At 67.5% G+C, this 26,955-nt stretch carries 24 protein-coding genes; 11 read left to right on the forward strand and 13 right to left on the reverse strand.

All coding sequences use genetic code 11. The annotated features are described in order from the left end of the window. Positions 1-7: 7 nt before the first annotated feature. The 3 genes from kynU (at position 8) to EJO66_RS01405 (ending at position 3,463) form a co-directional block, all read left to right on the forward strand. Positions 8-1,294: a kynureninase gene (gene kynU / locus EJO66_RS01395; protein ID WP_124957151.1), complete on the forward strand. Its 1,287-nt coding sequence runs from the start codon at positions 8-10 to the stop codon at positions 1,292-1,294. Next, positions 1,291-2,139, forward strand: coding sequence for a tryptophan 2,3-dioxygenase (kynA, locus tag EJO66_RS01400; RefSeq protein WP_125964511.1), 849 nt, complete (start codon positions 1,291-1,293; stop codon positions 2,137-2,139). The genes kynU and kynA overlap by 4 nt, the downstream gene beginning before the upstream one ends. A gap of 73 nt (positions 2,140-2,212) precedes the next feature. Further along, on the forward strand, positions 2,213-3,463 hold the full coding sequence (locus tag EJO66_RS01405) for an SMI1/KNR4 family protein (protein ID WP_125964512.1): 1,251 nt from the start codon (positions 2,213-2,215) through the stop codon (positions 3,461-3,463). 21 nt (positions 3,464-3,484) lie between these two features. Here the strand turns inward: EJO66_RS01405 and EJO66_RS01410 are convergent, their stop codons facing one another. The 7 genes from EJO66_RS01410 to EJO66_RS01440 form a co-directional block, all read right to left on the reverse strand. Beyond that, the gene (locus tag EJO66_RS01410; RefSeq protein ID WP_125964513.1) at positions 3,485-4,669 is read right to left on the reverse strand and encodes an FAD-dependent monooxygenase; all 1,185 of its coding nucleotides are present in this window, start codon (positions 4,667-4,669) and stop codon (positions 3,485-3,487) included. A 5-nt stretch (positions 4,670-4,674) separates the two neighbouring features. Continuing rightward, positions 4,675-4,965 (reverse strand): DUF6587 family protein, encoded by a 291-nt coding sequence (locus tag EJO66_RS01415; protein WP_124957155.1) that lies wholly within the window; start codon positions 4,963-4,965, stop codon positions 4,675-4,677. Between the two features lie 63 nt (positions 4,966-5,028). Continuing rightward, positions 5,029-6,924 carry a ferrous iron transporter B gene (gene feoB / locus EJO66_RS01420; protein ID WP_125964514.1) on the reverse strand — a complete coding sequence of 632 codons (1,896 nt, stop codon included), beginning with the start codon at positions 6,922-6,924 and terminating at the stop codon, positions 5,029-5,031. Continuing rightward, on the reverse strand, positions 6,917-7,225 hold the full coding sequence (locus tag EJO66_RS01425) for a FeoA family protein (protein ID WP_124957157.1): 309 nt from the start codon (positions 7,223-7,225) through the stop codon (positions 6,917-6,919). Before EJO66_RS01425 ends, feoB begins: the two co-directional genes overlap by 8 nt. A 144-nt stretch (positions 7,226-7,369) precedes the next feature. Further along, positions 7,370-7,822 (reverse strand): metallophosphoesterase family protein, encoded by a 453-nt coding sequence (locus EJO66_RS01430; RefSeq protein ID WP_124957158.1) that lies wholly within the window; start codon positions 7,820-7,822, stop codon positions 7,370-7,372. Then, positions 7,819-10,686, reverse strand: a complete 2,868-nt coding sequence (gene acnA, locus EJO66_RS01435; protein ID WP_125964515.1) for an aconitate hydratase — start codon at positions 10,684-10,686, stop codon at positions 7,819-7,821. Before acnA ends, EJO66_RS01430 begins: the two co-directional genes overlap by 4 nt. A 153-nt stretch (positions 10,687-10,839) precedes the next feature. Next, positions 10,840-11,253: a hypothetical protein gene (locus tag EJO66_RS01440; RefSeq protein ID WP_124957160.1), complete on the reverse strand. Its 414-nt coding sequence runs from the start codon at positions 11,251-11,253 to the stop codon at positions 10,840-10,842. 132 nt (positions 11,254-11,385) lie between these two features. Between EJO66_RS01440 and EJO66_RS01445 the strand changes: the two genes are divergently transcribed. Next, positions 11,386-12,231: a helix-turn-helix domain-containing protein gene (locus EJO66_RS01445; protein ID WP_124957161.1), complete on the forward strand. Its 846-nt coding sequence runs from the start codon at positions 11,386-11,388 to the stop codon at positions 12,229-12,231. Here EJO66_RS01445 and EJO66_RS01450 read toward each other — a convergent pair. The 6 genes from EJO66_RS01450 to EJO66_RS01475 form a co-directional block, all read right to left on the reverse strand. After that, complete coding sequence (locus EJO66_RS01450; protein WP_125964516.1) at positions 12,137-14,395, reverse strand: acyl-CoA dehydrogenase; 2,259 nt, start codon at positions 14,393-14,395, stop codon at positions 12,137-12,139. The two genes, EJO66_RS01445 and EJO66_RS01450, sit on opposite strands and share 95 nt — an antisense overlap. A gap of 192 nt (positions 14,396-14,587) precedes the next feature. Then, the gene (locus EJO66_RS01455; protein ID WP_124957163.1) at positions 14,588-17,176 is read right to left on the reverse strand and encodes a bifunctional aconitate hydratase 2/2-methylisocitrate dehydratase; all 2,589 of its coding nucleotides are present in this window, start codon (positions 17,174-17,176) and stop codon (positions 14,588-14,590) included. Between the two features lie 82 nt (positions 17,177-17,258). Then, positions 17,259-17,810 (reverse strand): hypothetical protein, encoded by a 552-nt coding sequence (locus tag EJO66_RS01460; RefSeq protein ID WP_124957164.1) that lies wholly within the window; start codon positions 17,808-17,810, stop codon positions 17,259-17,261. Positions 17,811-17,841: 31 nt separating this feature from the next. Then, complete coding sequence (locus EJO66_RS01465) at positions 17,842-18,840, reverse strand: HpcH/HpaI aldolase/citrate lyase family protein (RefSeq protein WP_124957165.1); 999 nt, start codon at positions 18,838-18,840, stop codon at positions 17,842-17,844. Further along, complete coding sequence (gene tam, locus EJO66_RS01470) at positions 18,837-19,616, reverse strand: trans-aconitate 2-methyltransferase (RefSeq protein WP_124957166.1); 780 nt, start codon at positions 19,614-19,616, stop codon at positions 18,837-18,839. Before tam ends, EJO66_RS01465 begins: the two co-directional genes overlap by 4 nt. Before the next feature lie 15 nt (positions 19,617-19,631). Next, on the reverse strand, positions 19,632-20,618 hold the full coding sequence (locus EJO66_RS01475; RefSeq protein ID WP_018903264.1) for a malate dehydrogenase: 987 nt from the start codon (positions 20,616-20,618) through the stop codon (positions 19,632-19,634). 184 nt (positions 20,619-20,802) lie between these two features. Between EJO66_RS01475 and EJO66_RS01480 the strand changes: the two genes are divergently transcribed. The 7 genes from EJO66_RS01480 (at position 20,803) to gltA (ending at position 26,844) form a co-directional block, all read left to right on the forward strand. Beyond that, positions 20,803-21,561: a GntR family transcriptional regulator gene (locus tag EJO66_RS01480; RefSeq protein WP_124957167.1), complete on the forward strand. Its 759-nt coding sequence runs from the start codon at positions 20,803-20,805 to the stop codon at positions 21,559-21,561. Positions 21,562-21,786: 225 nt separating this feature from the next. Beyond that, on the forward strand, positions 21,787-22,233 hold the full coding sequence (gene sdhC / locus EJO66_RS01485; RefSeq protein ID WP_124957168.1) for a succinate dehydrogenase, cytochrome b556 subunit: 447 nt from the start codon (positions 21,787-21,789) through the stop codon (positions 22,231-22,233). Between the two features lie 13 nt (positions 22,234-22,246). After that, complete coding sequence (sdhD, locus tag EJO66_RS01490) at positions 22,247-22,612, forward strand: succinate dehydrogenase, hydrophobic membrane anchor protein (protein ID WP_028254163.1); 366 nt, start codon at positions 22,247-22,249, stop codon at positions 22,610-22,612. Positions 22,613-22,628: 16 nt separating this feature from the next. Continuing rightward, entirely contained in the window at positions 22,629-24,437 is a 1,809-nt protein-coding gene (sdhA, locus tag EJO66_RS01495; RefSeq protein ID WP_124957170.1) for a succinate dehydrogenase flavoprotein subunit, read from the forward strand. Positions 24,438-24,464: 27 nt separating this feature from the next. Further along, positions 24,465-25,166 carry a succinate dehydrogenase iron-sulfur subunit gene (locus tag EJO66_RS01500; protein WP_012746572.1) on the forward strand — a complete coding sequence of 234 codons (702 nt, stop codon included), beginning with the start codon at positions 24,465-24,467 and terminating at the stop codon, positions 25,164-25,166. A 19-nt stretch (positions 25,167-25,185) separates the two neighbouring features. Next, positions 25,186-25,509, forward strand: a complete 324-nt coding sequence (locus EJO66_RS01505; protein ID WP_124957171.1) for an FAD assembly factor SdhE — start codon at positions 25,186-25,188, stop codon at positions 25,507-25,509. Between the two features lie 24 nt (positions 25,510-25,533). Beyond that, positions 25,534-26,844 (forward strand): citrate synthase, encoded by a 1,311-nt coding sequence (gene gltA, locus EJO66_RS01510; protein WP_021006166.1) that lies wholly within the window; start codon positions 25,534-25,536, stop codon positions 26,842-26,844. The last annotated feature ends 111 nt before the right edge of the window (positions 26,845-26,955 follow it).

Consider the following 26,955-nt stretch of genomic DNA (forward strand, 5'->3'; position numbering starts at 1 on the left):
CTCCATCATGACGACCCTCGAAGACTGCCGCGCGCTCGACGCGCAAGACCCGCTGCGCGCCCTGCGCGACCAATTCATCATTCCCGAGGGCGTGCTCTACCTCGACGGCAACTCGCTCGGCGTGCTGCCAAAGGCCGCGCCCGCGCGCATCGCCGAAGTGGTGGCCAAGGAATGGGGCGAAGGCCTGATCCGCTCGTGGAACACCGCCAGCTGGTTCGACCTGCCGCAGCGCCTGGGCGACAAGGTGGCGCGGCTGGTCGGCGCCGCGCCGGGCGAAGTGGTGTGCACCGACAGCACCTCGGTCAATCTCTACAAGGTGCTGTTCGCGGCGCTCTCGCAGCAGAAGGACAGCGGGCGCAAGCTGGTGGTCAGCGAGCGCAGCAACTTCCCGACCGACCTCTACATTGCCGAGTCGCTGTGCCGCGAGCGCGGCTTCACGCTCAAGCTGATCGATGCGGGCGAACTGCAAGGCCCGGGTTCGGTGCTGACCGACGAAGTGGCCGTGCTGATGCTCACGCATGTGAACTACCGCACCGGCGCCATGCACGACATGAAGGCCGTCACCGCCGCCGCGCATGCCGCCGGCGCGCTCACGGTGTGGGACCTGGCGCACAGCGCGGGCGCGGTGCCCGTGGCGCTCAACGACAGCAATGCCGACTACGCGATCGGCTGCGGCTACAAGTATTTGAACGGCGGCCCCGGCGCGCCGGCCTTCGCCTGGGTGCATACGCGGCACGCGGGCAAGTTCGAGCAGCCGCTGTCGGGCTGGTGGGGGCACGCTGCGCCCTTCGAGTTCACGCCGCACTATCGCCCCGCGCCGGGCGTGGGCCGCTATCTCTGCGGCACGCAGCCAGTCATCGCGCTGGCGGGGCTGGAGTGCGGCCTGGATACCGTGCTCGCGGCCGAAGTGTTCAACGGCGAACAGGGCGCCATGGCCGCGCTGCGCGCCAAGTCGCTCGCGCTCACCGACCTTTTCATCGCGCTGGTGGAAGAGCGCTGCGCGGGACAGGGCCTCGCGCTCGTCACGCCGCGCGAGCATGCGCGCCGCGGCTCGCAGGTGTGCCTGAGCCGCGACGAAGGCGCCTACGCCATCGTGCAGGCGCTGATCGCGCGCGGCGTGATCGGCGACTACCGCGCCGGCGACTCGCAGATGCCCGACATCCTCCGCTTCGGCTTCACGCCGCTGTACCTCGGCTTCGAGGACGTGTGGAACTCGGTCGAGCACCTGGTGCAGGTGCTCGAGACGGGCGAGTGGCGGCGCGCCGAATTCAACCGCAAGAACGCAGTGACATGAGCACCGAAAAGAGCCCCGAGAAGATCGTCCACGAGGAAAAGGCGCAGCTGGATTTCAGCGCGTCGATGAGCTATGGCGACTACCTGCATCTGGACGAGATCCTCAACGCGCAGCATCCGCTGTCGCCCGCGCACGACGAGATGCTGTTCATCGTGCAGCACCAGACCAGCGAACTGTGGATGAAGCTGATGCTGCACGAACTGCGCGCCGCCACCACCTGCATCGCCGGGGAGAAGCTGGCCGACGCCTTCAAGATGCTCGCGCGGGTGAGCCGCATCATGGAACAGCTGGTGAGCGCATGGACGGTGCTCTCGACCATGACGCCGCCCGAGTACACGGCGATGCGCCCCTATCTCGCCAACTCCAGCGGCTTCCAGAGCGCGCAGTACCGCTGCATCGAGTTCGCGCTCGGCAACAAGAACGCCGCCATGCTCAAGCCGCATGCGCACCGGCCCGATCTGCTCGCACAGGTGGATGCGGCCTACCGCTCGCCGTCGCTCTACGACGAGTCGCTGAAGCTGCTCGCACGGCACGGGCTGCCGGTGCCCGCCGACCACCTGGAGCGCGACTGGACCCAGCCCTACCAGGCCAGCGACGGCGTGGAAGCGGCCTGGCTCATGGTGTACCGCAACCCGCACGACCATTGGGACCTGTACCAGCTCGGCGAAAAGCTCACCGACCTGGAAGATGCCTTCCGCCTCTGGCGCTTTCGCCACGTGACCACGGTCGAGCGCGTGATCGGCTTCAAGCGCGGCACCGGCGGAACCGGCGGCGTGAGCTACCTGCGCAAGATGCTCGACGTGGTGCTGTTCCCCGAAATCTGGAAGCTGCGCACCGATCTGTGAGCTATCGCTTGCCCCGCTTGCCCCATCCGCCCGAAGCGCTACATTCGTTGGCAACAACAACGGAGGCACTGCCATGAACGATGTCCAGTTCTCGCTCGAAGAGCTTGCGACCTTGCGAGAGCATGGCGTGGTCCTGTTCGCGGACCGCGTGATCTTCGAGGCCCAGCCGCCCATGCCGGCGCAGCGGATCGCCGCCATCGAGGCGCTGTGCGCCGGCCCGCTCCCCGAGGCGCTGGCCGCGCTGTGGCGGCAGACGGCGGGCGGGCGGCTCGACTACGACCTGTCGCTGCCGATGAGCGGCAACGTGGAATCCATCAGCTGGTCGGAGCTGTTCTGGGACGGCAGCGACGGCTACCGCGACCTGCAGGGCTGGATCGAACACGAACAGGAGCTGGCCGAAGAGGCCGCCAAGGAAGAAGGCCGCGCCTGGGGCGGCAAGCTCACGCACCTGCCCTTCGGCGGCTTCGAATACCTCGACCGCGTCTATGCGGTGGTCGAGCCCGGCCCCGAACACGGCCGCATCGTCGCGTGGAAGCACGGGCTGCCGCCCGCCTGGACGCACGCGCTGCACGAAGACAGCGTGAGCACCATCGCGCCCGACCTGCGCGGCGCCTTCGCGGCCCTGCACCTGGACGAGGACCCGCTGGCGCCCACGGGCGACTACTTCTCGGGCCAGGCGCTGCTGCAGTACCTCGACGACCGGCACCAGGACCACGGGCTGGACCTCGACCTGATGGACAAGCTGGTGGCCTTCTATTGCCGCGCGGTGGTCGACTGGCGCACGCCGCTGGCGGACGGCACGCTGCGCCGGCTGCCGGCCATTGCGCGTGCCGCGCTGCACCACGCCATCGGCACCGACGACGCGGATCTGGTGGCCCAACTCGCGGCCGCCGGCGTGAGCTTCGACGGCCCGCAGCAGGGCAGCGCGCTGGCCACCGACGTGGCCATTGGCCAGGGCGCCTTCGCCGCGGCCATGGCGCTGGTGCGCGCGGGCGCGCCGGTGGCGCGCGACGCGCTGGGCAATGTCGACGGCCAGATCTCGCCCGAGCTCACGAGCGCGCTGCTTGCCAACGGGGCGGAGCCCAGCGTGGCGGCCATCGTCAAGTGCGCGGCCTGCGGTGCGCCCGCCAGCGCGCACCTGATCGCCGATGCATGCGCGGAAGCCGGCATCGACATGCCGCCCGCCTTCGTGATCGAGCGCGATGCGACGCTCGCCGAGCTCGAAGCCACGCTGCTCGAGGTCCGGGAAGGCACGCATGGCCACTATCTCGGTGCCGAAGGCCTGGCCGAACGCATCGAGCACCTGCAGACCTTCAGGCTCTGAACACAGTCGGTACGGCTGCCGTCAGCCGCCGTACAGCCAGGGCTGGTCCAGCAGCCGTGCGCCCAGCGTGCGCATCGCCAGGTCGCGGCCGATGCGCACCGCACCGGCCGCATGAAAGATCTGGCCGTTGCGCCGGGCCTTGGCCTGCACGAGCGCGTTGCGCTGCCAGCGCGCCTCGGCATAGCGGGCGAAGGCGGCCGGCACGTCGGCCGCACGGCCTTGGCCCAGTGCCTCGGCCAAGGCCATCGAATCCTCGATGGCCATGCCTGCGCCCTGCGCCAGGTAGGGGACCATCGGATGCGCGGCATCGCCCACCAGCGCCACGCGCTCATGGGCCATCTCGGCCGCGGAAGCCAGCGGCGGCCGGTCGCTGAGCGTCCAGGCGCGCCAGCCGGGCATGGCTTCGAGCAAGGCCTGCAAGGCGCGACCGCTGCGGCCCGTGGCCTTCTGCAGTGCGGCGAGGCTGCTGGCCTGGTCCCAGTCGCGCGCATCGCCGGCCGGTGCCGATTCCGCGATCACCACCACGTTGAGCCAGGCGCCGCCGCGCACCGGGTAAGCCACCGCATGCAGGTGCGGGCCGAGCCACACGTCGATCCGGCCGCGGCGCAGGGCCTGCGGCAGCGCGGCCTGCTCGGCCATCGCGCGCCAGGCCGTGTGGCCGGTGGCGCGCGGCGGCTCGGCTGCGGACGGCACGTCGAGGCGTTGCCGCGCCAGGCTCCAGAGGCCGTCGGCGCCAATCAGTGCCTCGCCCTCCCAGGCCCGCGCGCCGCTGCTCGAGATGCACACGAGATCGTCGCTGGTCTCGACCTGCGCAATGCGCGCATCGGTCACCAGGGTGCCCCTGCCGCGGGCGTGCACCGCTTCGAGCAGCAGCGCATGCAGGTCGGCGCGGTGCACGCAGAGGTAGGGAGCGCCGTAGCGTTCGCGCATGGCATCGCCCAGTGGCAGGCGGGCCAGTTCGGCGCCGCTGCCCGCGCTCTGCACCACCAGGGCATCAGGCCGCGCGGCGATCGCCTCCAGGCCTTCGGCCAGGCCCAGTTGCGCGAGGCGCCGCGTGACGTTGGGCCCCATCTGGATGCCGGCGCCGATCTCGGCGAACACGGGCGCCTGCTCGAAGACATCGACGCGGTGGCCGCCGCGGGACAGCGCCAGCGCAGCAGAAAGCCCCCCGATGCCGCCCCCGACGACGAGGATGTGCGCGGGCATCGGCCTCAGCGGCTGTGCGTGGACAGCGGGCCCTGGCCGGCTTTTTCGGATTCGGGTGGATTGGCGGGCGTCTTGGGACCGCAGCTGCCGCAGCTGTCGCAGGAGCCGCAGCCCGAGGTCCTGGCAAGCGAGGCCGCCAGCTGATCGGCGCGCTCCTGGTCGACCAGTCCGGCGCGGTGCGTGCCGGCCGCAAGCTTGTGCGCGGCACTGCGCCGCCAGCCCGCGGGCATCCAGCGCCAGACCGCATAGAACGCGGCTGCCGCGACGATCAATCCGACGATCAATTGCTGTGTCATGTCCGTTTACTCCAACGCGCGTTCGAGACTAACCCAGAAACATCGCTCAAGCCTTGCGGCAGGTCATCCGGCGCCCAGTGCCAGCGCCACGCGGTAGGTGATGAAGCATGCCAGGTAGGCCAGCGCGAACAGGTAGCCAGCCATGATCCAGACGTACTTCCATGAGCCGGTTTCGCGCTTGACCGCCGCGAGCGTGGAAATGCACTGCGGCGCAAACACATACCAGACCAGCAGCGACAGCGCCGTTGCGAGCGACCAGCTGCCCGCGATCAGCGGCTCGAGCTGGCCGGCCACGTCGTCGCCGGTGGCCGAGAGCGCATACACCGTGCCGAGCGCGCCCACCGCCACTTCGCGCGCCGCCATGCCCGGCACCAGCGCGATGGAGATCTGCCAGTTGAAGCCGATGGGCGCGAAGATGTGCTCCAGGCCGCGGCCGATCATGCCGGCCAGGCTGTACTGGATGGCCGGGCCGGCGGCGCCTTCGGGCGGCGACGGGAAGGTCGACAGGAACCACAGCAGGATCGTGAGCGTGAGAATGATCGTGCCCACGCGCTGGATGAAGATCCAGGCCCGCTCGTAGAGCCCGAGCGCCAGATTGCGCAGGTTGGGCCAGCGGTACGCCGGCAGCTCCATCATCAGCGGCGAATGCTGCTTGCTGTCGCGGAAGCGCTTCATCACCCAGGCCACCGCCATGGCCGACACGATGCCGAAGACATACAGCGCGAACAGCACCACGCCCTGCAGGTTGAACACGCCGCCCACGGTGCGCGCCGGAATGAAGGCCGCGATCAGCAGCGCATAGACCGGCAGGCGCGCCGAGCAGGTCATGAGCGGCGCAATCATGATGGTGGTGATGCGGTCGCGCCAGTTGCTGATGGTGCGCGTGGCCATCACGCCGGGAATGGCGCAGGCAAAGCTCGACAGCAGCGGAATGAAGGAACGCCCCGACAAGCCCACCGTGCCCATCACGCGGTCCAGCAGGAAGGCCGCGCGCGGCAGGTAGCCCGAGTCTTCCAGCGCCAGGATGAACAGGAACAGGATCAGGATCTGCGGCAGGAACACGATCACGCCGCCCACGCCGGCAATCACGCCGTCGACCAGCAGGCTCTGCAGCATGCCTTCGGGCATGTGGGTCTTCAGCAGGTCGCCCAGGCCTTCGGTCGCGGCCTTGATGGCGTCCATGGGCACGTTGGCCCAGCTGAACACGGCCTGGAACATCAGGAACATCGTGACCGCGAGCACCAGGAGGCCCCACACCGGGTGCATCACCACGCGGTCGATGCGGTCGCTGGTGGCCAGGCTGCCGACCGGCTCGCGCACGGCCAAGCCGAGGATGCGGCGCACTTCGCGCTGCGTGGCCAGCACGTCGTCCAGCCCCGGCGCCTGCCAGGGCAGCGGCGCCGCGGCGGCCACCGGCGCATCGAGGGCTTCGAGCAGGCCCTGCGCGCCGCCAGACTGCACGCCCACGGTCTCGATGACCGGCACGCCCAGTTCGCGCGACAGCACGGCCGTGTCGACCGCGATGCCCTGCTTCCTGGCCATGTCGGTCATGTTGAGCGCCACCACCATCGGCAGGCCCAGGCGCTTGGCCTCGAGCACGAGCCGCAGGTTGAGCCGCAGGTTGGTGGCATCGGTCACGCACACCAGCAGGTCGGGCAAGGGCTCGCTGCTCTTGCCGGTGACCACGTCGCGCGTCACGGCCTCGTCCACGCTGAGCGCGTTGAGGCTGTAGGCGCCCGGCAGGTCGAGCACGAACACGCGGCGGCCCGACGCGGTGCGAAGCGAGCCTTCCTTGCGCTCGACCGTCACGCCGGCATAGTTGGCCACCTTCTGGCGGCTGCCGGTGAGCAGGTTGAACAGCGCCGTCTTGCCGCAGTTCGGATTGCCCAGCAGCGCGATGCGCGCCGGCTGCGCCGTGGCCGCAAGGCGCCCCGGTCCCTGGATGACGGCCTCAACCATGGCTTGCGCCCTCCGGCACGCCGGGTGCCACGTGAATCAATGCGGCCTCATGGCGCCGCAGCGCGAAGGTGGTGTGGCCCAGCCGCACCGCCAGCGGCTCGCGCCCCGGCAGGCCGCGGGCGACGACGCGCACGGCTTCGCCCGGCACGAAGCCGATCTCGGTCAGGCGCAGCACGAGTTCGCGGTCGTCCGCGCCTTCGGGGCGGGCCACGTCGAGCACGGTGGCCCACTGGTTGTCGGGAAGCTGGTCGAGCCGCAGGCCGGAAGATGCCGGCGCGGCCCCGAAATTGTTGGTTTGCACGGTAAGAAAGTGCGTCGGGTTCCGAACGCGCCAATTGAGCAAAAGCTAGATGCTATCAATTCTCAATCGCAGAAACCTGACTAAGCCCCTTTGACCTCGGGGGCCGGGCTCTTTTTCGCGTGGATCCCGGCCGCTAGTGCCCGCTCAACCCAGTTCGATGATGCGTGCCGACACGGCACCGCCATCGACGATGAGCTCGGCCACGGCAATTGGCAATTTGAATCGGCGCGGGCCGGCGCTGCCCGGATTGACGTAGAGCACGCCTGCGCGCTCCTCGATCTTCGGCTTGTGGGAATGGCCGGAGACCACCACGCGAACCCCGGCGGGGGCGGCGGCGAACTGGGACAGGTCGTGTATCGCATGCACGACCACGCCGCCAGCGTTCAGCAAGGCCGTTTCCGGAATGCGGTCGGCCCACGGCTCGCGGTCGTTGTTGCCCCGCACCACCGTCAGCGGCGCGATGGCGGCGAGCGCCTCGAGGATGCCGGCGTCGCCGATGTCCCCGCCATGCACGATGAAGTCGCTGCCCTGCAGCGCCGCCACGGCCTCCGGGCGCAGCAGGCCGTGGGTGTCGGAGACGAGGCCGACGCGGATCAAGCCGCGAGCAGTTGCCTGAGCACGAACGGCAGGATGCCGCCGTGCTTGTAGTAGTCGACCTCGATCGGCGTGTCGATGCGCAGGCGCACCGTCACCTCCTGGTGGCTGCCGTCGGCGCGGTGCACCACGAGCTTCACGTCCATCTGCGGCTTGAGCTCGCCGCCGATCACCACGTCGATCTTCTCGTCGCCCACGAGGCCCAGCGTCTGCCATGAATCGGCGCCGCGGAACTGCAGCGGCAGCACGCCCATGCCGACCAGGTTGGCGCGGTGGATGCGCTCGAAGCTGCGCGCCACCACGGCCTTGATGCCCAGGAGCTGCGTGCCCTTGGCGGCCCAGTCGCGCGACGAGCCGGTGCCGTATTCCTCGCCGCCGAAGACCACCGTCGGCACGCCCTGCTCCATGTACTTCATGGCGGCGTCGTAGATGAACATCTTCTGGTTGCCGGGCTGGAACAGCGTGACGCCGCCCTCTTCCTGCGTGCCGTTGACGTCGGGCGGAATCATCAGGTTTTTGATGCGCACGTTGGCGAAGGTGCCGCGCATCATCACGTCGTGGTTGCCGCGCCGCGAGCCGTAGCTGTTGAAGTCGGCCTTGGCCACGCCGTGCGCCTTGAGCCAGATGCCCGCGGGCGAGCTCTCCTTGATCGAGCCGGCCGGCGAGATGTGGTCGGTGGTGATCGAGTCACCGAAGAGCGCCATGATCCGCGCGCCCTTGAAGCCCGCGTCCGAGGCGTGCGGCTCCATCTTGAAGCCCTCGAAGAACGGCGGCTCGGCGATGTAGGTGGAAGAAGGCCAGTCGTAGACCTGCCCCGTCGTGCCCTTGATGCTGCTCCAGAACTTGCCCGGGTCGGTCTTGACCTTGTCGTAGTTCTCGCGGAACGACTTGGCGTTCATCGCATGGCGCAGGTTCTGGTCGATTTCCTTGGGGCTGGGCCAGATGTCGCCCAGGTACACGTCCTTGCCGTTCTTGCCCTTGCCCACGGGCTCGGTCATCAGGTCGACCATCACGTTGCCCGCGATCGCGAAGGCCACCACCAGCGGCGGCGAGGCCAGGAAGTTGGCCTTCAGGTTCGGATGGATGCGCGCCTCGAAGTTGCGGTTGCCCGAGAGCACGGCCGCGCCGACCAGGTCGTTCTTGACGATGGCGTCGTTGATCTCGGGCGTGAGGTCGCCCGCATTGCCGATGCAGGTGGTGCAGCCGTAGCCCGCCAGGTAGAAGCCCAGCTTCTCGAGGTACGGCAAGAGGCCCGCCTTCTCGAGGTATTCGGTGACGATGCGCGAACCCGGTGCGAGCGAGGTCTTGACGTGCGGCTTGACCGTGAGGCCCGCCTCCACCGCCTTCTTGGCCAGCAGGCCGGCCGCGAGCATCACGCTCGGATTGGAGGTGTTGGTGCACGAGGTGATGGCCGCGATCAGCACGTCGCCGTTGCCGATGGTCACGCCGTTCTTGGGCGCCGGGGGCGCAGTCGCGCTCACATGGGCGGCCGCCTTGGTCGACCGGTTGGCCACCATCTCGACCACGTCGCGCGGTGCGCCCGGCGGCGGCGGGGCGGCTTCCTCGTCGTCGCCCTGGCCGTTCGCGGCCAGCGGATAGCGCAGCTTCAGGCGCTCGGGCGGCTGGTTGAAGCCATTGGCGTCGTTGGGCTTGCTGAAGAGTTCGGAGAACTTGGTCGACAGATGGCCCAGGTCGATGCGGTCCTGCGGCCGCTTCGGGCCCGCGAGGCTCGGCGACACGGTGCCCAGGTCGAGCTTGACGATCTTGGTGTAGTCGATGTCGCCGGGCGCCGGCATGCCGAACAGGCCCTGCGCCTTGTAGTAGGCCTCGAAGCGCTCGACCTCTTCCTTGGTCCGGCCAGTGCCTTCGAAGTACGCCACGGTCATTTCATCGACCGGGAAGAAGCCCATGGTGGCGCCGTATTCGGGCGCCATGTTGCCGATGGTGGCGCGGTCGGGCACTGCGATGGAGGCGGCGCCGGGGCCGAAGAATTCGACGAACTTGCCCACCACCTTTTCGGCCCGCAGGATGGCGGTGACATACAGCACCAGGTCGGTGGCCGTGACGCCTTCGCGCAGCTTGCCGGTGAGCTCGAAGCCCACCACGTCGGGCGTCAGCATGTACACCGGCTGGCCCAGCATGGCGGCCTCGGCCTCGATGCCGCCCACGCCCCAACCCACCACGCCCACGCCGTTGATCATGGTGGTGTGGCTGTCGGTGCCTACCAGCGAGTCGGGGTAGTACACCGGCACCTCGGCGTCGTCGCTCGAACTCTTGTAGACGCCGCGCGCAAAGTACTCGAGGTTGACCTGGTGCACGATGCCGAAGCCCGGCGGCACCACGCCGAAGGTATCGAAGGCCTGCATGCCCCACTTCATGAACTGGTAGCGCTCGTTGTTGCGCTGGAACTCGAGCTTCATGTTGAGGTCGAGCGCCTTGGGCGTGCCGTAGTAGTCAACCATCACCGAGTGGTCGACCACCAAGTCGACCGGCACCAGCGGCTCGATGGTCTTGGGCGACTTGCCGAGCTTGGCGGCCACGCTGCGCATGGCGGCCAGGTCGGCCAGGAGCGGCACGCCGGTGAAGTCCTGCAGCACCACGCGGGTGACGACGAACGGGATCTCGTCGATGCGGTCCGCATTGGGCGCCCAGCGGGCCAGCTCTTCCACATGCTTGGCCGAAACCTTCTTGCCGTCGCAGTTGCGCAGCACCGACTCGAGCACGATGCGGATCGACACCGGCAGCCGTTCAACGCTGGGATATTGCCTGGCCAGCTCCTTCAGCGACCAGTACTTGCCGGACTTGCCCGATGCGGTCTTGAAGGTCTTGAGGGTGGACGCAAAGGCGTGCGCCGGTGCTTTGGCCATTGAGGAACTCCTGATTGTTCGTGGAAGCTCTTCAAGGATAGCGGGGAACGATGTCAGTTGCTGTAGTCTGTCTTCCAACTCATGCCTTCGAGGCGTAGCGTTCCTCATCGCGAAAAATGCCGGATGAATGGGCGTTGCCGGCATCCCGCGCACTCAGGCCAAGGCCATGTCCGCGCCGCCGCGCGTGCGGCGCAGGCCGGTCCATTGCAGCTCGGCCAGCACCACCACGCACAGCGCCTGCGCCAGCACCCAGGCCGTGCCCAGCGCGGTGACTGCGAAGATGCCGCTCACCAGCAGCGCGATGCAGGCCACGGCCCAGCCGAAATTGCCGGCCACCACGAGGCCGATCAGCGTGCGCGGCGGCGTGCGGCGGCTGGCCATCAAGGCCGCGGCGGCTGCATAGGCCAGCAGGAAGACACCGGTTCCCATGAGCAGCGGCGCCGGCAGGCCGGTCAGCCCGGCGAGCGCACCGGTGAACGCGACCTGCAGCGCACCGGTCGCGGCGCAGGACGCGGCGTCGGCCCACATCACGTTGGGCAGGAAGCGGGGGGATGCAAAGACGGACATGAGAATCTCCTTCGGGTGGTACGCCGCAAGCCAGTCCTGCCGCGTTGGAGCCAATGGTTCCGCGCCGCCTGCGCCGCGTCGATGACCTGGGAGGTCATGGCGCCGCATCGGCGCCGCGCCAGAATGCGGGCGATGAACACCACCCGCACCCACTCCATCCCGGCCAGCCAGCCCGGCGCGCGCGATCCGTTCGGCGCCCACCTGCGGCACTGGCGCACCCGCCGCCGGCTGAGCCAGCTCGACCTGGCACAGGAAGCCGAGGTTTCGACCCGCCACCTGAGCTATGTGGAGACGGGCCGCGCCGCGCCCAGCCGCGAGATGGTGCTGCGCCTGGCCGAGCGGCTCGACGTGCCGTTGCGCGAGCGCAATGCGCTGCTGGTGGCCGCGGGCTTCGCGCCGATGTACAGGCAGCGCTCGCTCGACGACCCGGCCATGGCCTCGGCCCGGCGCGCGGTGGACCTGGTGCTCAAGGGCCATGAGCCGTTCCCTGCCCTGGCCGTCGACCGGCACTGGAACCTGGTGGCGCACAACGCGCTGGTGCCGATGCTGATGGCCGGCGCCGCGCCCGAGCTGGTGAAGGCGCCCATCAACGTGCTTCGCCTGAGCCTGCATCCGGACGGCCTGGCTTCGCGCATCGCCAATCTCGCGCAATGGCGCGCCCATCTGCTCGAACGGCTCCAGCAGCAGATTGCGGCCACCGGCGACACGGTGCTGCAGGCCCTGCACGACGAACTCGAAGCCTATCCCTCCCCCCAGGTGAGCCACGACACACCCGCCGCGGACACGGACCTTTCGGGCGTCGTGGTGCCTTTTCGGCTGGCCACGCCGAACGGCGTGCTGAGCTTCATCAGCACCACCACCATCTTCGGCACGCCGGTGGACGTCACTTTGCAGGAACTGGCGGTGGAGTCCTTCTTTCCGGCCGATGCGCAGACGGCCGCGGCGCTGGCTGCGCTGGCGGCGCAGCCGGCTGGTTGAGCGCCGCGCGCGCCTGCTGCTGCGCGGGGCCTTCGAAGTCGTCGACCTGGATCACCTTGTCGGCGGCCTTGAGATAGGCGAGCGCCAGTTCCGGATCGGGCGCCGAGCTTGCGGCCGCCTCGAACGAGCGGGTACGCCGCAGCGCCTTGTTGAGCGCGGCCGCGGTGTCGCCACCGAGCTGCTCGCCCAGTTCCATCGCATGCATCAGGTCGCGCAAGCCGCCGGCCGCGGGCTCGCTGAGGTCCGGCGCCAAGCGCTGGACGATGCGCGGATCCGTGCGCAGCAGTTCGGCCAGCGCCATCAGCTGCACGTCGCGCAGCGGCGCCAGGTGCGCGGTGCGGCGCAGCACCAGCGCGCCGATCACGCGCCGCCCGGTGGTCGGCAGGTTGGCATAAAGGTCGCGCAGGATCTTCCCCGCCTCGTCCAACTGCAGCCGGATCGCGGCCTGCGCGAAGGGCAGCAATTCGGGCGCCGCATCGACGCGATAGCGCCACACGCTGGCACTTGCCAGGTACAGGTGCGCGAGCACGTCGCCCAGCCGCGCCGACAGCAGCTCCATGCGCTTGAGCCGGCCGCCGAGCAGGCCCATGGCCAGGTCGGCGGTGAGCGCGTACTTGGCGCTCATGCGCGCGATCAGCCGTGCCTCGCGCGCCAGCGCCTCGGGTGGCTCGCCCAGCACGGGCGCGCCGAACAGGCTGTGCCACAGATTGGTGGCCACGTGCTTGCCATGCGCGACGAGTGCCCGACCCAGCGCCGCCTCGTCGCGCGCCTGCACGGCCGCCATTTCGCTCAGCACATGCGGATGGCAGCGGATCGCGCCCTGGCCGAACACGATGAGTGCGCGCGTCAGGATGTTGGCGCCCTCCACCGTGATGGCGATCGGCGCCTGCCGGTAGGACACGCCAAGCAGGTTCGACGGCCCGGCGATGATGCCCTTGCCGCCCAGGATGTCCATGCCGTGGTTCACGGCGCGCCGACCGGCCTCGGTGAGCTGCACCTTGAGGATCGCGCTGGCCACGCTCGGCCGCTCGCCCTTGTCCAGCGCGGCCGCGGTGAAACGCCGCGCCGCATCGCTCGCATAGAGCTCGGCCGACATCTGCGCGACCAGGCCCGCAACCGCATGGAATTTGCCGATCGGCAGTCCGAACTGCTCGCGGACCTGCCCATAGCCGTTGCTCACGTAGAGCGCCGTCTGCTGCATGGCCGAGCCGAGCGCGGGCAGCGAGATGGCGCGGCCCGCGGCCAGGCACTCCATCAGCATGCGCCAGCCCTGGCCCACCTGCTTCTCGCCGCCGATCACCCAGTCCACCGGCACGAACACCTGGCGCCCATGGATGGGGCCGTTCATGAAGGCGCTGTCCATCGGGCGATGGCGCCGGCCAATCTCCATGCCTTCGTGCGGCACCGGAATCAGCGCGCAGGTGATCCCGAGTTCGCGCTCGCCCTCGGGCCTGCTCTCGTCCACCGCATGGAAGGCCAGCCCCACGACGGTGGCGACGGGCGCGAGCGTGATGTAGCGCTTGTCGAAGTCGACCAGGAAGCCGCGCGTGCGCCGGCCGCCGAATTCGCGCTCGACCATGACGCCGCGGTCCGGAATGGCCGCCGCGTCGGAGCCCGCGTAGGGCGAGGTCAGTCCGAAGCATGGGAGCTCTCGGCCATCGGCCAGGCGCGGCAGGTAGCGCACCTTCTGCACGTCGGTGCCATAGCGAAGCAGCAGCTCCGCGGGCCCGAGCGAGTTGGGCACCATCACGGTCACGGCTGCGGCAATGTTGACGGTGGCGATGCGCGCCACCACCGTGGCGTGCGCGTAGTGGCCAAAGCCGAGACCGCCGAATTCCTCGGGAATGATCATTCCGAAGAAGCGCTTGTTGCGCAGGTACCGCCACACCTCGGGCGGCAGGTCGCGCGCCTGGTCGATGGCGTGGTCGTCGAGCATGCGGCACAGTTCGCGCACCTCGCGGTCGATAAAGGATTGCTCGCGCTCGCTGAGCCGGTTGGGCCCCATGGCCGAGAGCAGGTCGAAGTCGGGGCGGCCCGAAAACAGCAGGCCTTCGAAGCCGACGGTGCCGGCCTCGAGCGCGGCGCGTTCGGTGTCGCCGAGCGGCGGCAGCGCCTTGGAAAACGGCTCCATGGCCCATCGGCCGATCAGAGAGGCCAGAGGCATGGCGTGTCTCCTTGTTCTCCGCGACAAGCGGCGGATGAAAGCCATTCTTGTCGGCCAGGCCGGCTCTCCCGGCCGGCCGAGGGCGCCCTTGCGTGTCGGAGACGGCCGGGGAGGCAGATAAAAGTGCCACTCCAGACGCAGGAAAGCCCCGCCGTAGCGGGGCTCCCATCCCATGCGCGAACTGCCTGAGGATCAGGCCGCGACTGCGGCGCCGGCCTCGGTCTTGTAGTCGTCGATCTTGTCGAAGTTCAGGTACTGGTAGATCTGCGCGCTCGACGCGTCGAGCACGCCCGTGGCGGCCATGTACTCCTCGCGCGTCGGGATGCGGCCCAGGCGCGAGCAGATCGCGGCCAGCTCGGCCGAACCCAGGTACACGTTGGTGTTCTTGCCCAGGCGGTTCGGGAAGTTGCGGGTGCTGGTCGACATCACCGTGGCGCCTTCGCGGACCTGCGCCTGGTTGCCCATGCACAGCGAGCAGCCCGGCATTTCGGTGCGCGCACCGGCATTGCCGAACACGCCGTAGTGGCCTTCCTCGGTGAGCTGCTGCGCGTCCATCTTGGTGGGCGGTGCGATCCACAGCTTGACCGGGATGTCGCGCTTGCCTTCGAGCAGCTTCGATGCGGCGCGGAAGTGGCCGATGTTGGTCATGCACGAGCCGATGAACACTTCGTCGATCACGGCGCCAGCCACGTCGCTCAGCGTCTTCACGTCGTCGGGGTCGTTCGGGCAGGCCACGATGGGTTCGTGGATCTCGGCCAGGTCGATCTCGATCACGGCGGCGTAGTCGGCGTCGGCATCGCCCTTGAGCAGTTGCGGGTCCGCAAGCCAGGCTTCCTGCGCGGCGATGCGGCGCGCCAGCGTGCGGGCGTCGGCATAGCCTTCGGCAATCATCCACTTCATCAGCGTGATGTTGCTGTTGATGTACTCGATGATCGGTTCCTTGTTCAGGTGCACCGTGCAGCCGGCGGCCGAGCGCTCGGCCGAGGCGTCGCTCAGTTCGAAGGCCTGTTCGACCTTCAGGTCCGGCAGGCCCTCGATTTCGAGGATGCGGCCCGAGAAGATGTTCTTCTTGCCCTTCTTCTCGACCGTGAGCAGGCCGCTCTTGATGGCATACAGCGGAATCGCGTTGACCAGGTCGCGCAGCGTGACGCCGGGCTGCATCTTGCCCTTGAAGCGCACGAGCACCGATTCGGGCATGTCCAGCGGCATCACGCCGGTGGCGGCCGCGAAGGCCACGAGGCCGGAGCCCGCGGGAAAGCTGATGCCAATCGGGAAGCGGGTGTGGCTGTCGCCGCCGGTGCCGACGGTGTCGGGCGTGAGCAGGCGGTTGAGCCAGGAGTGGATCACGCCGTCGCCGGGGCGCAGCGAGACGCCGCCGCGGTTGGCCATGAACTCGGGCAGTTCATGGTGCATCTTGACGTCGACCTTCTTGGGGTAAGCCGCCGTGTGGCAGAACGACTGCATCACGAGGTCGGCCGAGAAGCCCAGGCAGGCCAGGTCTTTCAGTTCGTCGCGCGTCATCGGGCCGGTGGTGTCCTGCGAGCCGACCGAGGTCATCTTGGGTTCGCAGTAGGTGCCGGGGCGCACGCCCTGGCCTTCGGGCAGGCCGCAGGCGCGGCCGACCATCTTCTGCGCGAGCGAGAAGCCCTTCTTGGTGTCGACCGGGCTTTGCGGCAGGCGGAACAGCGTCGACGCCGGCAGGCCCAGCGCCTCGCGCGCCTTGGCCGTGAGGCCGCGGCCGATGATCAGCGGAATGCGGCCGCCGGCGCGCACTTCGTCGAACAGCACGTCGCTCTTGACCTTGAATTCGGCAATCACCTTGCCGTCCTTCAGCGCCTTGCCTTCGTAGGGACGCAGCTCGACCACGTCGCCCATGTTCATCTGGCTCACGTCGAGCTCGATGGGCAGCGCGCCCGAGTCTTCCATGGTGTTGTAGAAGATGGGGGCGATCTTGCCGCCGAGGCAGACGCCGCCGAAGCGCTTGTTGGGCACGAAGGGAATGTCTTCGCCGGTGAACCAGAGCACCGAGTTGGTGGCGCTCTTGCGCGAGGAGCCCGTGCCGACCACGTCGCCGGCATAGGCCACGAGGTGGCCGCGCGCGCGCAGATCCTCGATGAACTTCACCGGGCCGCGCTTGCCGTCTTCTTCAGGGACGATGCCGGGACGGGCGTTCTTGTGCATCGCCAGGGCGTGCATCGGAATGTCGGGACGCGTGGTGGCGTCGGGTGCGGGAGAAAGGTCGTCGGTGTTGATTTCACCGGCCACCTTGAAGATGCTGACCGTGATGCTTTGCGGCACTTCGGGGCGGCTGGTGAACCATTCGGCATCGGCCCAGCTCTGCAGCACGCCCTTGGCGTGGGCGTTGCCCTTGTCGGCCTTTTCCTTGACGTCGTGGAACTGGTCGAACATCAGCAGGGTTTTCTTCAGGCCCTCGGCCGCCACGGCGCCGACTTCGGCGTCGTCGAGCAGGTCGATCATCGGGCTGATGTTGTAGCCGCCGAGCATGGTGCCGAGCAGTTCGGTGGCACGCGCACGCGAGATGAACGCGTTCTTCTCGGTGCCGTGGGCCACGGCCGCCAGGTAGCTCGCCTTGACCTTGGCCGCGTCGTCGACGCCGGCGGGCACGCGATGGGTGAGCAGATCGAGCAGGAAGGCACCGTCCTTGGCATTCGCGCTCTTGAGGAGCTCGATGGCTTCGGCGGTTTGCTTCGCGCTCAATGGCAGCGGCGGGATACCGAGCGCGGCGCGTTCGGCAACATGGTCAACGTAGGCTTGCAACATCTTCTTTTCTCCGGAAACTGGCTGGCTGACGGGCATGCGATACGGCAAGCAAGAGCCGCGCCGCATCCCGTGTGGGACTCTCTTACTTCTTGGCCGCGTCGGCGCCTTCGAACAGGCTCTTGGGCGGGTTCTTCTTCATTTCTTCAGAAAATGCGACCTGCTCCGCCGTCTGGCATTCGTCGGCAATGCGCAGGCCCGCCTTCTGGTTCATCAGCATCGACTTGTTGCCCAGCTGCAGCCACATGGCGCCAGCACGGGGGTCTTCGAGACGGATGGCGCCGGTGCGGCTTTCGACCGGGTGCATGCGGTATTTCACGCCCTTGGTCGACACGTTGAAGAAGCCGGGCTTCTTCTCGTCGGCCGCCACGGTCACGTCGGCGCCGAGTTCGCACTGGGCCTTGCCGACGGAAACGCGCTGGGCCACGGCCAGGTCGGCTTCGGTCAGCACGATGTTGGTTTCATCGACAATGGGCGTGACTTCCTCGACGGCCTTGGCGGCCTTGCGGGTGACCTGCTTCTTGGGGGGCGCCTTCCTGGCCTCGGACTTGGCGGCCGGCTTGGCAGGGGTGGTCTGCGCGATGGCGGCGAACGGAAGCGCCAGGGCCAGGGTGGCGATCAGGGCAATTTTCTTCATGGATGTTTCCTTGAGGCTGGATTCGGAAGTTTCAGGAGGCCGCGAGTGCAAACCAGGCTTGGGCCTCTGGCGGCAGCGCGCGCCCTGTTGCGTGGGCACGCGCCAGCACTTGCCAGAAATGGCGATAGCTCGCGCGGTCGTGCAATGTGCCATCAATTTGTGTCGGTGCCCAATTTGCGAGGGCCGCATTTGTAATGATTTTTGTGGCAATTTGAATCTGCGCCTCGTCGGGCGCAAAAGCCTCCAGGATGGGCCGGATCTGGTTCGGATGGATGCTCCACATGCGCGTGTAGCCAAATTCGGCGGCCGCCTTGCGGGCTGCCGTACGCATGGCGCCAGTGTCGTTGAACTCGGTGACCACGCAGTGCGAAGGCACCTTGCCGTAGGCATGCGCGGCGGATGCGATGGCCAGCTTGGCGCGCACCACCAGCGGATGCGTGAACTGGCCCAGCGCGCCCATGCCATCGGCGGGAATCGCGCCCGCATGGGCGGAAACGAAGTCCATCAGGCCGAAGCTCAGCGATTGCACGCGCGGATGCGCCGCGATCTCGAACGCGTTGTGCACGGCCAGCGGCGATTCGATCAGCACGTGCAGCGGCAGTGCATCGGCATCGGCGGCCTCGAGCGCCGCCACCGCCTGCGCCACATCGGCCACGGACTCCACCTTGGGCACCATCAGGTGGCTGAGCCGGTGGCCGGCGCGGCCGGCGATGGTGATCACGTCGCCGGCGAAGGCGGGATGGTCCACCGGGTGAACGCGCACGCCCACGCGCATGCCGGGCCTGGCGGCCAGCGCGAGTTCGGTCACCAGCGCGGCATGCTCCGCCTCGCCGCCCACGGGGGCGCCATCCTCGCAATCGAGCGTGACGTCGAACACGCAGGCGCCGAACTCGTCGGCCATCTCGGCCTGCAGCGCGAGGCTCTTCTTCATGCGGACTTCGACGCCGCTGTAGTGGTCGCACACGGGCAAGGTAACGGCGCCGGCTTGCGCGCCAAGCAGCACTTCAGCGGGATGAACGGCTTTCGTCATGCTTTCTTCTGCGCCACGATGAACATGCGCGGGAAGGCGAGCAGCCGCTTGCCGTCGGTGCGCACGGGATAGGCCTGGTCCACGCGGCGCTCGTATTCGGCCAGGTAGCTGGCCTGCAGGTCGGCCGGCAGGCGGTCGACGAAAGGCTTGAGCCCGGTGCCGCGCACCCACTCGACGATGGCCGCGGCGTTGGCCATGGGGTGCTGGTAGATGGTGTGCCACACATCGACCCTGGCCGCGCCGGGCGCGAGCAGGTCGTAGTAGCCGCCGAGCGGCAACAGCAGGGTGCGCAGCCGGTCGGCATTGCCGATGGGCTCGGCCCAGGGCGCCTCGGCGGCCACGGCGCGCATCAGGCGGTGCGTGGGCTCTTCGCGGTTGTCGGGCATCTGGATGGCGAGCACGCCACCCGGGGCCAGCGCAGCGAACAGGCGCGGAATCAGTTGCTCATGATCCGGCACCCACTGCAGGGCTGCGTTGGCGTAGATGAGGTCGGGCGCTTGGTCTTGCGGCGCCCAGGTCGCGATGTCGCTCAACTCGAAGCGTGCCTGTGGCAGGCGCTCGCGCGCGCTCGCCAGCATGGCTTCGGAGTTGTCGGTCCCGACGACTTTCGCCGTCGGGAACCGGTTGGCCAGCAGTTCGGTGGAGTTGCCCGGGCCGCAGCCGAGGTCGACCACGTGGGCCGCTCCGGACAACGGCACCCGCGCCAGGAGTTCCTGTGCGGGGCGGGTGCGCTCGTCCTCGTAGCGACGGTAGAGCGCGGGATTCCAGTCGAGCATGCCGGCCGATCCTGCTCAGATCAGGTGCGCAACGCCGGCCTGTTCGCCTTGCAGCTCTTCCAGCGTCTTGTTGATGCGTTCCTGGCTGAATGCGTCGATTTCCAGGCCTTCGACCAGCTTGTACTCGCCGTTTTCACAGGTGACCGGGAAGCCGAACATCGTGTCCTTCGGAATGCCGTACTGGCCGTCCGACGGAATGCCCATGGTGACCCACTTGCCGTTGGTGCCCAGGGCCCAGTCGCGCATGTGGTCGATGGCGGCGTTGGCGGCCGAGGCGGCCGACGACAGGCCGCGGGCCTCGATGATGGCCGCGCCGCGCTTGCCGACGGTCGGCAGGAAGGTGTTGGCGTTCCATTCCTGGTCGTTGATCATCTTGGCGACGCTGTCGCCCTTGATGGTGGCAAAGCGGTAGTCGGCGTACATCGTGGGCGAGTGGTTGCCCCAGACGACGAGCTTTTCGATGTCGGCCACGGCCTTGCCGGTCTTGGCAGCGATCTGGCTGGCGGCGCGGTTGTGGTCCAGGCGCAGCATGGCGGTGAAGTTCTTGCGCGGCAGGTCGGGAGCGCTCTTCATCGCGATGTAGGCGTTGGTGTTGGCCGGGTTGCCGACCACCAGCACCTTGACGTTGCGGCTGGCCACGGCGTTGAGCGCCTTGCCCTGCGCCGTGAAGATGGCGCCGTTGACGGCCAGCAGCTCGGCACGTTCCATGCCCGGGCCGCGCGGACGCGAACCGACCAGAAGGGCGTAGTCGGCGTCCTTGAAGGCGGTCATCGGGTCGCCGTGGGCTTCCATGCCGGCCAGCAGCGGGAAGGCGCAGTCGTCGAGTTCCATCATCACGCCCTTGAGCGCCTTCTGGGCCTTCTCGTCGGGGATCTCGAGCAGCTGCAGGATGACCGGCTGGTCCTTGCCGAGCATTTCGCCGGACGCGATACGGAACAACAGGGCGTAACCGATTTGGCCGGCGGCACCGGTGACGGCAACGCGGACGGGTTTTTTGCTCATGGGAAGACTCCAGAAGATGGTGAAACGGTATCGGCGGGCGCGCGTGGCGCCGATGGTCCTGCAGGGCGGGAATCCTTCCCGCGGCGCAGGCCGGCCCGCATTTTAAGCCGATTCGATGAGCCTCGTCTTATGTCTTATATAAGATATGCTCCAAGGTTCCGCCACGGCGCATCCCACCGCTGCCATGAATGCCCCCACCGTCCTCGAAGATTCTGCGACGCCCTCCTTCAGTCCGCTCTACCAGCAGATCAAGACGCTGATCCTGCAGAGCCTGCAGGCCGGCGAGTGGAAGCCCGGCGAGCCCATTCCGAGCGAGATGGACCTTGCGGTGCGCTTTCGCGTGAGCCAGGGCACGGTGCGCAAAGCCATCGACGAACTCTCGGCCGAGAACCTCGTGGTGCGGCGCCAGGGCAAGGGCACCTTCGTCGCCACGCATGCCGAGCAGCATGTGCAATACCGCTTCCTCAAGCTGGTGCCCGATGTCGGCACCCCGAGCACCGAAGGCCCGGCCGAGCGCACCATTGTCGACTGCCGCCGCCAGCGCGCTTCGGCCGACGTGGCGCGCGCCCTCGGCCTGCGCACGGGGGACGCGGTGCTGCAGGTGCGGCGCGTGCTCGCCTATGTGGGCGTGCCCACCATCCTCGAGGATCTTTGGCTTCCCGGTGCGCCCTTCAAGGGCCTCACCGCCGAGCGGCTGCGCGCCTGGCCGGGCCCGATGTACGCCATGTTCGAAACCGAATTCGGCGTGCGCATGGTGCGCGCCGAAGAAAAGATCCGCGCGGTGCTGCCCGATGCGCAGCAGGCCGCACTGCTCGACGTGCCGCTGCAGATGCCTTTGCTCAGCGTGGAGCGCCTGGCCCACACCTACCACGACATGCCGATGGAACTGCGCCGCGGCCTCTATCGCACCGACACGCACCACTACCGCAACCAGCTCGGCTGAGCGCGCATCCAGATGGCATCACGATCCCACCGCATGGCAGCGCCAAAGATTCGTGCGCAACACGCCGCGAACTCCCTAGCATCCGACTGCAGCGCTGCGCCGACGCGGGCCCCTCCGCCACGCAATGGTGCATTGCAATAGAATTTTGCGTTGTTTGCATTCCGCAGAAGAAACAAAAGCGTTCGCTCTCAGAACAAGCCACCAAGCCACGAAAGCCCCCCCCCAATGACAGAGCTTGCAACTCCTCCCCGGCCGCCGCGCCGCGAATTCCGAAACATCAACGCCTTCACCGATCTCACGACCTACCGGCTGCCGCCGGCCGGCATCGTGTCGATCCTGCACCGCGTGAGCGGCGTGATCATGTTCCTGCTGCTGCCGTTCATCATCTGGATGTTCGACACCTCGCTTTCGTCCGACTATTCCTTCGCCAGGTTCAAGGCCGCGTTCAACAGCGGCCTTGGTTTCGTTCCGGGCTGGTTCATCAAGCTGGTGGCTCTCGCGCTGATCTGGGCCTACCTGCACCACTTCATCGCCGGCCTGCGCCATCTCTGGATGGACGTGAGCCACGCCGCCGTCACCAAGGAGTTCGGACACAGCTCCGCCCTGGTCACGCTGGTCCTGAGCGTCCTGCTCACCGTGGTGCTCGGCGCCAAGTTGTTCGGCCTGTACTGAGAAGGAGCCAACCATGTCTGTGAATTACGGCTCCAAGCGCATCGTCGTCGGCGCGCACTACGGTTTGCGCGACTGGCTCAGCCAGCGCATCACGGGCGGCCTGATGGCGCTCTTCACGATCATCCTGCTCGCGCAGCTGATCTTCACGCGCGGCCCCATCGGCTACGACCTGTGGGCCGGCATCTTCGCCGCGCAGTGGATGAAGGTGCTGACCTTCTCGGTGATCGCCGCCCTGCTGTACCACGTATGGGTCGGCATGCGCGACGTGTGGATGGACTACGTCCAGCCCGTCGGCATTCGCCTCGCCCTGCAAATTTTCACCATCGTCTGGCTTGTCGGTTGTGCGGGTTGGGCCATTCAAGTGCTTTGGAAGATCTGAGGACCCCACCCCCACCATGACCTACACAAAAGAACAAATCACCAAGCGCAAGTTCGACGTCGTGATCGTCGGCGCCGGCGGCTCCGGCATGCGCGCCTCGCTGCAGCTGGCCCGCGCGGGCCTGAACGTGGCGGTGCTCTCCAAGGTGTTCCCCACGCGTTCGCACACCGTCGCTGCCCAAGGCGGCGTGGGCGCATCGCTCGGCAACATGAGCGAGGACAACTGGCACTACCACTTCTACGACACGATCAAGGGCTCCGACTGGCTCGGCGACCAGGACGCGATCGAGTTCATGTGCCGCGAAGCCCCGAAGGTCGTGTACGAGCTCGAACACTTCGGCATGCCCTTCGACCGCAACCCCGACGGCACCATCTACCAGCGTCCGTTCGGCGGCCACACGGCCAACTACGGCGAGAAGCCCGTGCAGCGCGCCTGCGCCGCGGCCGACCGCACCGGTCACGCGATGCTGCACACGCTCTACCAGAAGAACGTCGAAGCGCGCACCCAGTTCTTCGTCGAATGGATGGCGCTCGACCTGATCCGCGACGCCGATGGCGACGTGGTCGGCGTGACGGCACTCGAAATGGAAACCGGCGACCTGCACATCCTGCAAGCCAAGACCGTGCTGCTGGCCACCGGCGGCGCGGGCCGCATCTTCCAGGCCTCGACCAACGCCTTCATCAACACCGGCGACGGCCTGGGCATGGCCGCGCGTTCGGGCATCCCGCTGCAGGACATGGAGTTCTGGCAGTTCCACCCGACCGGCGTGGCCGGCGCCGGCGTGCTGCTGACCGAAGGCTGCCGCGGCGAAGGCGCGATCCTGCTCAACAGCAACGGCGAGCGCTTCATGGAGCGCTATGCGCCCACGCTGAAGGACCTGGCGCCGCGCGACTTCGTCTCGCGCTCGATGGACCAGGAAATCAAGGAAGGCCGCGGCTGCGGTCCCAACAAGGACTACGTGCTGCTGAAGCTCGACCACCTCGGTGCCGAGACCATCCACAAGCGCCTGCCCTCGGTGTACGAAATCGGCGTGAACTTCGCCAACGTCGACATCACCAAGGAACCGATCCCCGTGGTGCCGACCATTCACTACCAGATGGGCGGCATTCCGACCAACATCAACGGCCAGGTCGTGGTGCAGCAAGGCGACCAGAACAGCGCCGTGGTGAACGGCCTCTACGCGGTGGGCGAATGCTCCTGCGTGAGCGTGCACGGCGCCAACCGCCTGGGCACCAATTCGCTGCTCGACCTGCTGGTGTTCGGCCGCGCGGCCGGCAACCACATCGTCGAGTTCAACGACAAGCTGAAGGAGCACAAGCCGCTGCCGGCCGATGCCGCCGACCGTACGCTGGAGCGCCTGAACCGCCTCGAAGCCGCCACCGGCGGCGAGTATGCGCAGGACGTGGCGGGCGAGATCCGCGCCGTCATGCAGCAGCACGCCGCCGTGTTCCGCAAGCAAGCCTCGATGGACGAAGGCGTGGTCAAGATCGCCGCCGTGCGCGAGCGCGTCAACGCCATTGGCCTCCAGGACAAGTCGAAGGTGTTCAACACCGCGCGCATCGAGGCGCTCGAAGTCGACAACCTGATCGAAGTGGCGCAGGCCACCATGGTCTCGGCCGCCGCCCGCAAGGAATGCCGCGGCGCGCACACGGTCGAAGACTACGAACGCCCGGCCGACGACCCGGTCGCGCCGCTCGGCCGCGACGACGCCAACTGGATGAAGCACACGCTCTGGTACAGCCAGGACAACCGCCTCTCCTACAAGCCGGTCAACCTCAAGCCGCTGACGGTCGACTCCGTTCCTCCCAAGGTCCGTACGTTCTAAGCAAGAACAACATCACAAGGTTTCACGATGAAGCGCACATTCCAGATCTACCGCTACGACCCGGACAAGGACGCCAAGCCCTACATGCAGACCGTCGAGATCGAACTCGACGGCCATGAGCGCATGCTGCTCGACGCCCTGATGAAGCTCAAGGCGCAGGACCCCACGCTGTCGTTCCGCCGCTCGTGCCGCGAAGGCGTCTGCGGCTCCGACGCGATGAACATCAACGGCAAGAACGGCCTGGCCTGCCTGACCAACATGCTCACGCTCAAGGGCACGATCGTGCTCAAGCCGCTGCCGGGCCTGCCCGTCATCCGCGACCTGATCGTGGACATGACGCAGTTCTTCAAGCAGTACAACTCGATCAAGCCGTACCTGCAGAACGACAACGTCCCGCCCGAGAAAGAGCGCCTGCAGTCGCCCGAGGAGCGCGACGAGCTCAACGGCCTGTACGAGTGCATCCTGTGCGCGAGCTGTTCCACCAGCTGCCCGAGCTTCTGGTGGAACCCCGACAAGTTCGTGGGCCCGGCCGGCCTGCTGCAGGCCTACCGCTTCATCGCCGACAGCCGCGACGAAGCCACCGCCGAGCGCCTGGACAACCTCGAAGACCCGTACCGCCTGTTCCGCTGCCACACGATCATGAACTGCGTCGACGTGTGCCCGAAGAACCTGAACCCGACCAAGGCGATCGGCAAGATCAAGGAACTGATGGTGCGCCGCGCCATCTGATCCTTTTCCGAGAGAAACCATGCAAACCGCCGCCGACCCGTCCGAGCTGATCAGCCAACGCGCGCTGAGCAAGCTGAAATGGCGCTGCCGGCGCGGCCTGCTCGAGAACGACCTGTTCATCGCCCGCTTCTTCGAGCGGCACGAATCCCGCATGACCAACGGCCAGGCGGGAGCGATGGAGACCTTGATGGACCTGTCGGACAACGATCTCCTCGATCTTCTCCTGCGAAGAAAGGAGCCCGAGCCCGCATGGGCCGGGGCCGAGGTGGTCGAGTTGCTGCAGCTGATGCGCACCGACGGCGCGCAGCGCCCCGCAACCTCCGTTTCCTCTTCGCCCTCCTGAATACTCCTCTGAAAGAAACCCGAAATGAAAGCTTCCGATACCAAGGCCACGCTGTCGTTCAGCAACGGCGGAGACAGCGTCGAACTGCCGATCTACAAGGGCACCGTCGGCCCCGACGTGATCGACATCCGCAAGCTCTATGCGCAGACCGGCATGTTCACCTATGACCCGGGCTTCATGTCGACCGCCGCCTGCCAGTCGGCCATCACGTACATCGACGGCGACAAGGGCGAGTTGCTGTACCGCGGCTACCCCATCGAGCAGCTCGCCACCAACTGCGACTTCCTCGAGACCTGCCACCTGCTGCTCTACGGCGAGCTGCCGGACCAGGCCAAGAAGACCAACTTCACCAAGCTCGTGACCAACCACACGATGGTCAACGAGCAGATGCAGTTCTTCCTGCGCGGCTTCCGCCGCGACGCGCATCCGATGGCCATCATGACCGGCCTGGTGGGCGCCCTGTCGGCCTTCTATCACGACAGCACGGACATCAACAATCCCGAGCACCGCGAGATCGCCGCGATCCGCCTGATCGCGAAGATGCCCACGCTCGTGGCCATGGCCTACAAGTACACGATCGGCCAGCCGTACATGTACCCGAAGAACGACCTGAGCTACGCGGGCAACTTCCTGCACATGATGTTCGCCACGCCGTGCGAGGAGTACAAGGTGAACCCGGTGCTCGAGCGCGCGCTCGACCGCATCTTCATCCTGCACGCGGACCACGAGCAGAACGCCTCGACCTCGACGGTGCGCCTGTGCGGCTCGTCGGGCACCAACCCCTTCGCGGCCATTGCGGCCGGCGTGGCCTGCCTCTGGGGCCCGGCCCACGGCGGCGCCAACGAAGCGGCGCTCAACATGCTCTACGACATCCAGAAGGAAGGCGGCGTGGAGAAGATCGGCGAGTTCATCAAGAAGGTCAAGGACAAGAACTCGAACGTCAAGCTCATGGGCTTCGGCCACCGCGTGTACAAGAACTACGACCCGCGCGCCAAGCTGATGCAGGAAACCTGCAACGAAGTGCTGACCGAGCTGGGCCTCGAGCAGGATCCGCTGTTCAAGCTCGCCAAGGAACTCGAGAAGATCGCGCTGGAAGACGAGTACTTCGTGTCGCGCAAGCTCTACCCGAACGTCGACTTCTACTCGGGCATCGTGCAGCGCGCCATCGGCATCCCGGTGCCGCTGTTCACCGCGATCTTCGCGCTGGCCCGCACGGTCGGCTGGATTGCCCAGCTGAACGAAATGATCGGCGACCCCGAGTACAAGATCGGCCGCCCGCGCCAGCTGTTCGAAGGCTCGCCCAAGCGCGACGTGCAGCCCATCGGAAAGCGCTGAACGCGCGCTGCTTGCGCTCAAGCCGGAAAGCTGCCCTCGGGCAGCTTTTTTGCGTCTTGGCTGACAGGGCGGCCCGCGGGGCGTGGGTAGGTTCGACTGCGAAGGCCCGAT

This window comes from Variovorax beijingensis (genome assembly GCF_003951285.1).
Taxonomy (GTDB): domain Bacteria; phylum Pseudomonadota; class Gammaproteobacteria; order Burkholderiales; family Burkholderiaceae_C; genus Variovorax; species Variovorax beijingensis.

Coding starts and splice junctions, on each gene's coding strand:
- acnA (WP_125964515.1), bottom strand. CDS start 10,686: ATGGCCAAAGCACCGGCGCACGCCTTTGCGTCCACCCTCAAGACCTTC.
- EJO66_RS01450 (WP_125964516.1), bottom strand. CDS start 14,395: ATGCCTCTGGCCTCTCTGATCGGCCGATGGGCCATGGAGCCGTTTTCC.
- tam (WP_124957166.1), bottom strand. CDS start 19,616: ATGCTCGACTGGAATCCCGCGCTCTACCGTCGCTACGAGGACGAGCGC.
- EJO66_RS01405 (WP_125964512.1), top strand. CDS start 2,213: ATGAACGATGTCCAGTTCTCGCTCGAAGAGCTTGCGACCTTGCGAGAG.
- EJO66_RS01460 (WP_124957164.1), bottom strand. CDS start 17,810: ATGAAGAAAATTGCCCTGATCGCCACCCTGGCCCTGGCGCTTCCGTTC.
- EJO66_RS01475 (WP_018903264.1), bottom strand. CDS start 20,618: ATGAGCAAAAAACCCGTCCGCGTTGCCGTCACCGGTGCCGCCGGCCAA.
- sdhA (WP_124957170.1), top strand. CDS start 22,629: ATGACCTACACAAAAGAACAAATCACCAAGCGCAAGTTCGACGTCGTG.
- EJO66_RS01415 (WP_124957155.1), bottom strand. CDS start 4,965: ATGACACAGCAATTGATCGTCGGATTGATCGTCGCGGCAGCCGCGTTC.
- EJO66_RS01465 (WP_124957165.1), bottom strand. CDS start 18,840: ATGACGAAAGCCGTTCATCCCGCTGAAGTGCTGCTTGGCGCGCAAGCC.
- feoB (WP_125964514.1), bottom strand. CDS start 6,924: ATGGTTGAGGCCGTCATCCAGGGACCGGGGCGCCTTGCGGCCACGGCG.
- kynA (WP_125964511.1), top strand. CDS start 1,291: ATGAGCACCGAAAAGAGCCCCGAGAAGATCGTCCACGAGGAAAAGGCG.
- EJO66_RS01500 (WP_012746572.1), top strand. CDS start 24,465: ATGAAGCGCACATTCCAGATCTACCGCTACGACCCGGACAAGGACGCC.
- EJO66_RS01480 (WP_124957167.1), top strand. CDS start 20,803: ATGAATGCCCCCACCGTCCTCGAAGATTCTGCGACGCCCTCCTTCAGT.
- EJO66_RS01445 (WP_124957161.1), top strand. CDS start 11,386: ATGAACACCACCCGCACCCACTCCATCCCGGCCAGCCAGCCCGGCGCG.
- kynU (WP_124957151.1), top strand. CDS start 8: ATGACGACCCTCGAAGACTGCCGCGCGCTCGACGCGCAAGACCCGCTG.
- EJO66_RS01455 (WP_124957163.1), bottom strand. CDS start 17,176: ATGTTGCAAGCCTACGTTGACCATGTTGCCGAACGCGCCGCGCTCGGT.
- sdhC (WP_124957168.1), top strand. CDS start 21,787: ATGACAGAGCTTGCAACTCCTCCCCGGCCGCCGCGCCGCGAATTCCGA.
- EJO66_RS01440 (WP_124957160.1), bottom strand. CDS start 11,253: ATGTCCGTCTTTGCATCCCCCCGCTTCCTGCCCAACGTGATGTGGGCC.
- sdhD (WP_028254163.1), top strand. CDS start 22,247: ATGTCTGTGAATTACGGCTCCAAGCGCATCGTCGTCGGCGCGCACTAC.
- EJO66_RS01410 (WP_125964513.1), bottom strand. CDS start 4,669: ATGCCCGCGCACATCCTCGTCGTCGGGGGCGGCATCGGGGGGCTTTCT.
- gltA (WP_021006166.1), top strand. CDS start 25,534: ATGAAAGCTTCCGATACCAAGGCCACGCTGTCGTTCAGCAACGGCGGA.
- EJO66_RS01505 (WP_124957171.1), top strand. CDS start 25,186: ATGCAAACCGCCGCCGACCCGTCCGAGCTGATCAGCCAACGCGCGCTG.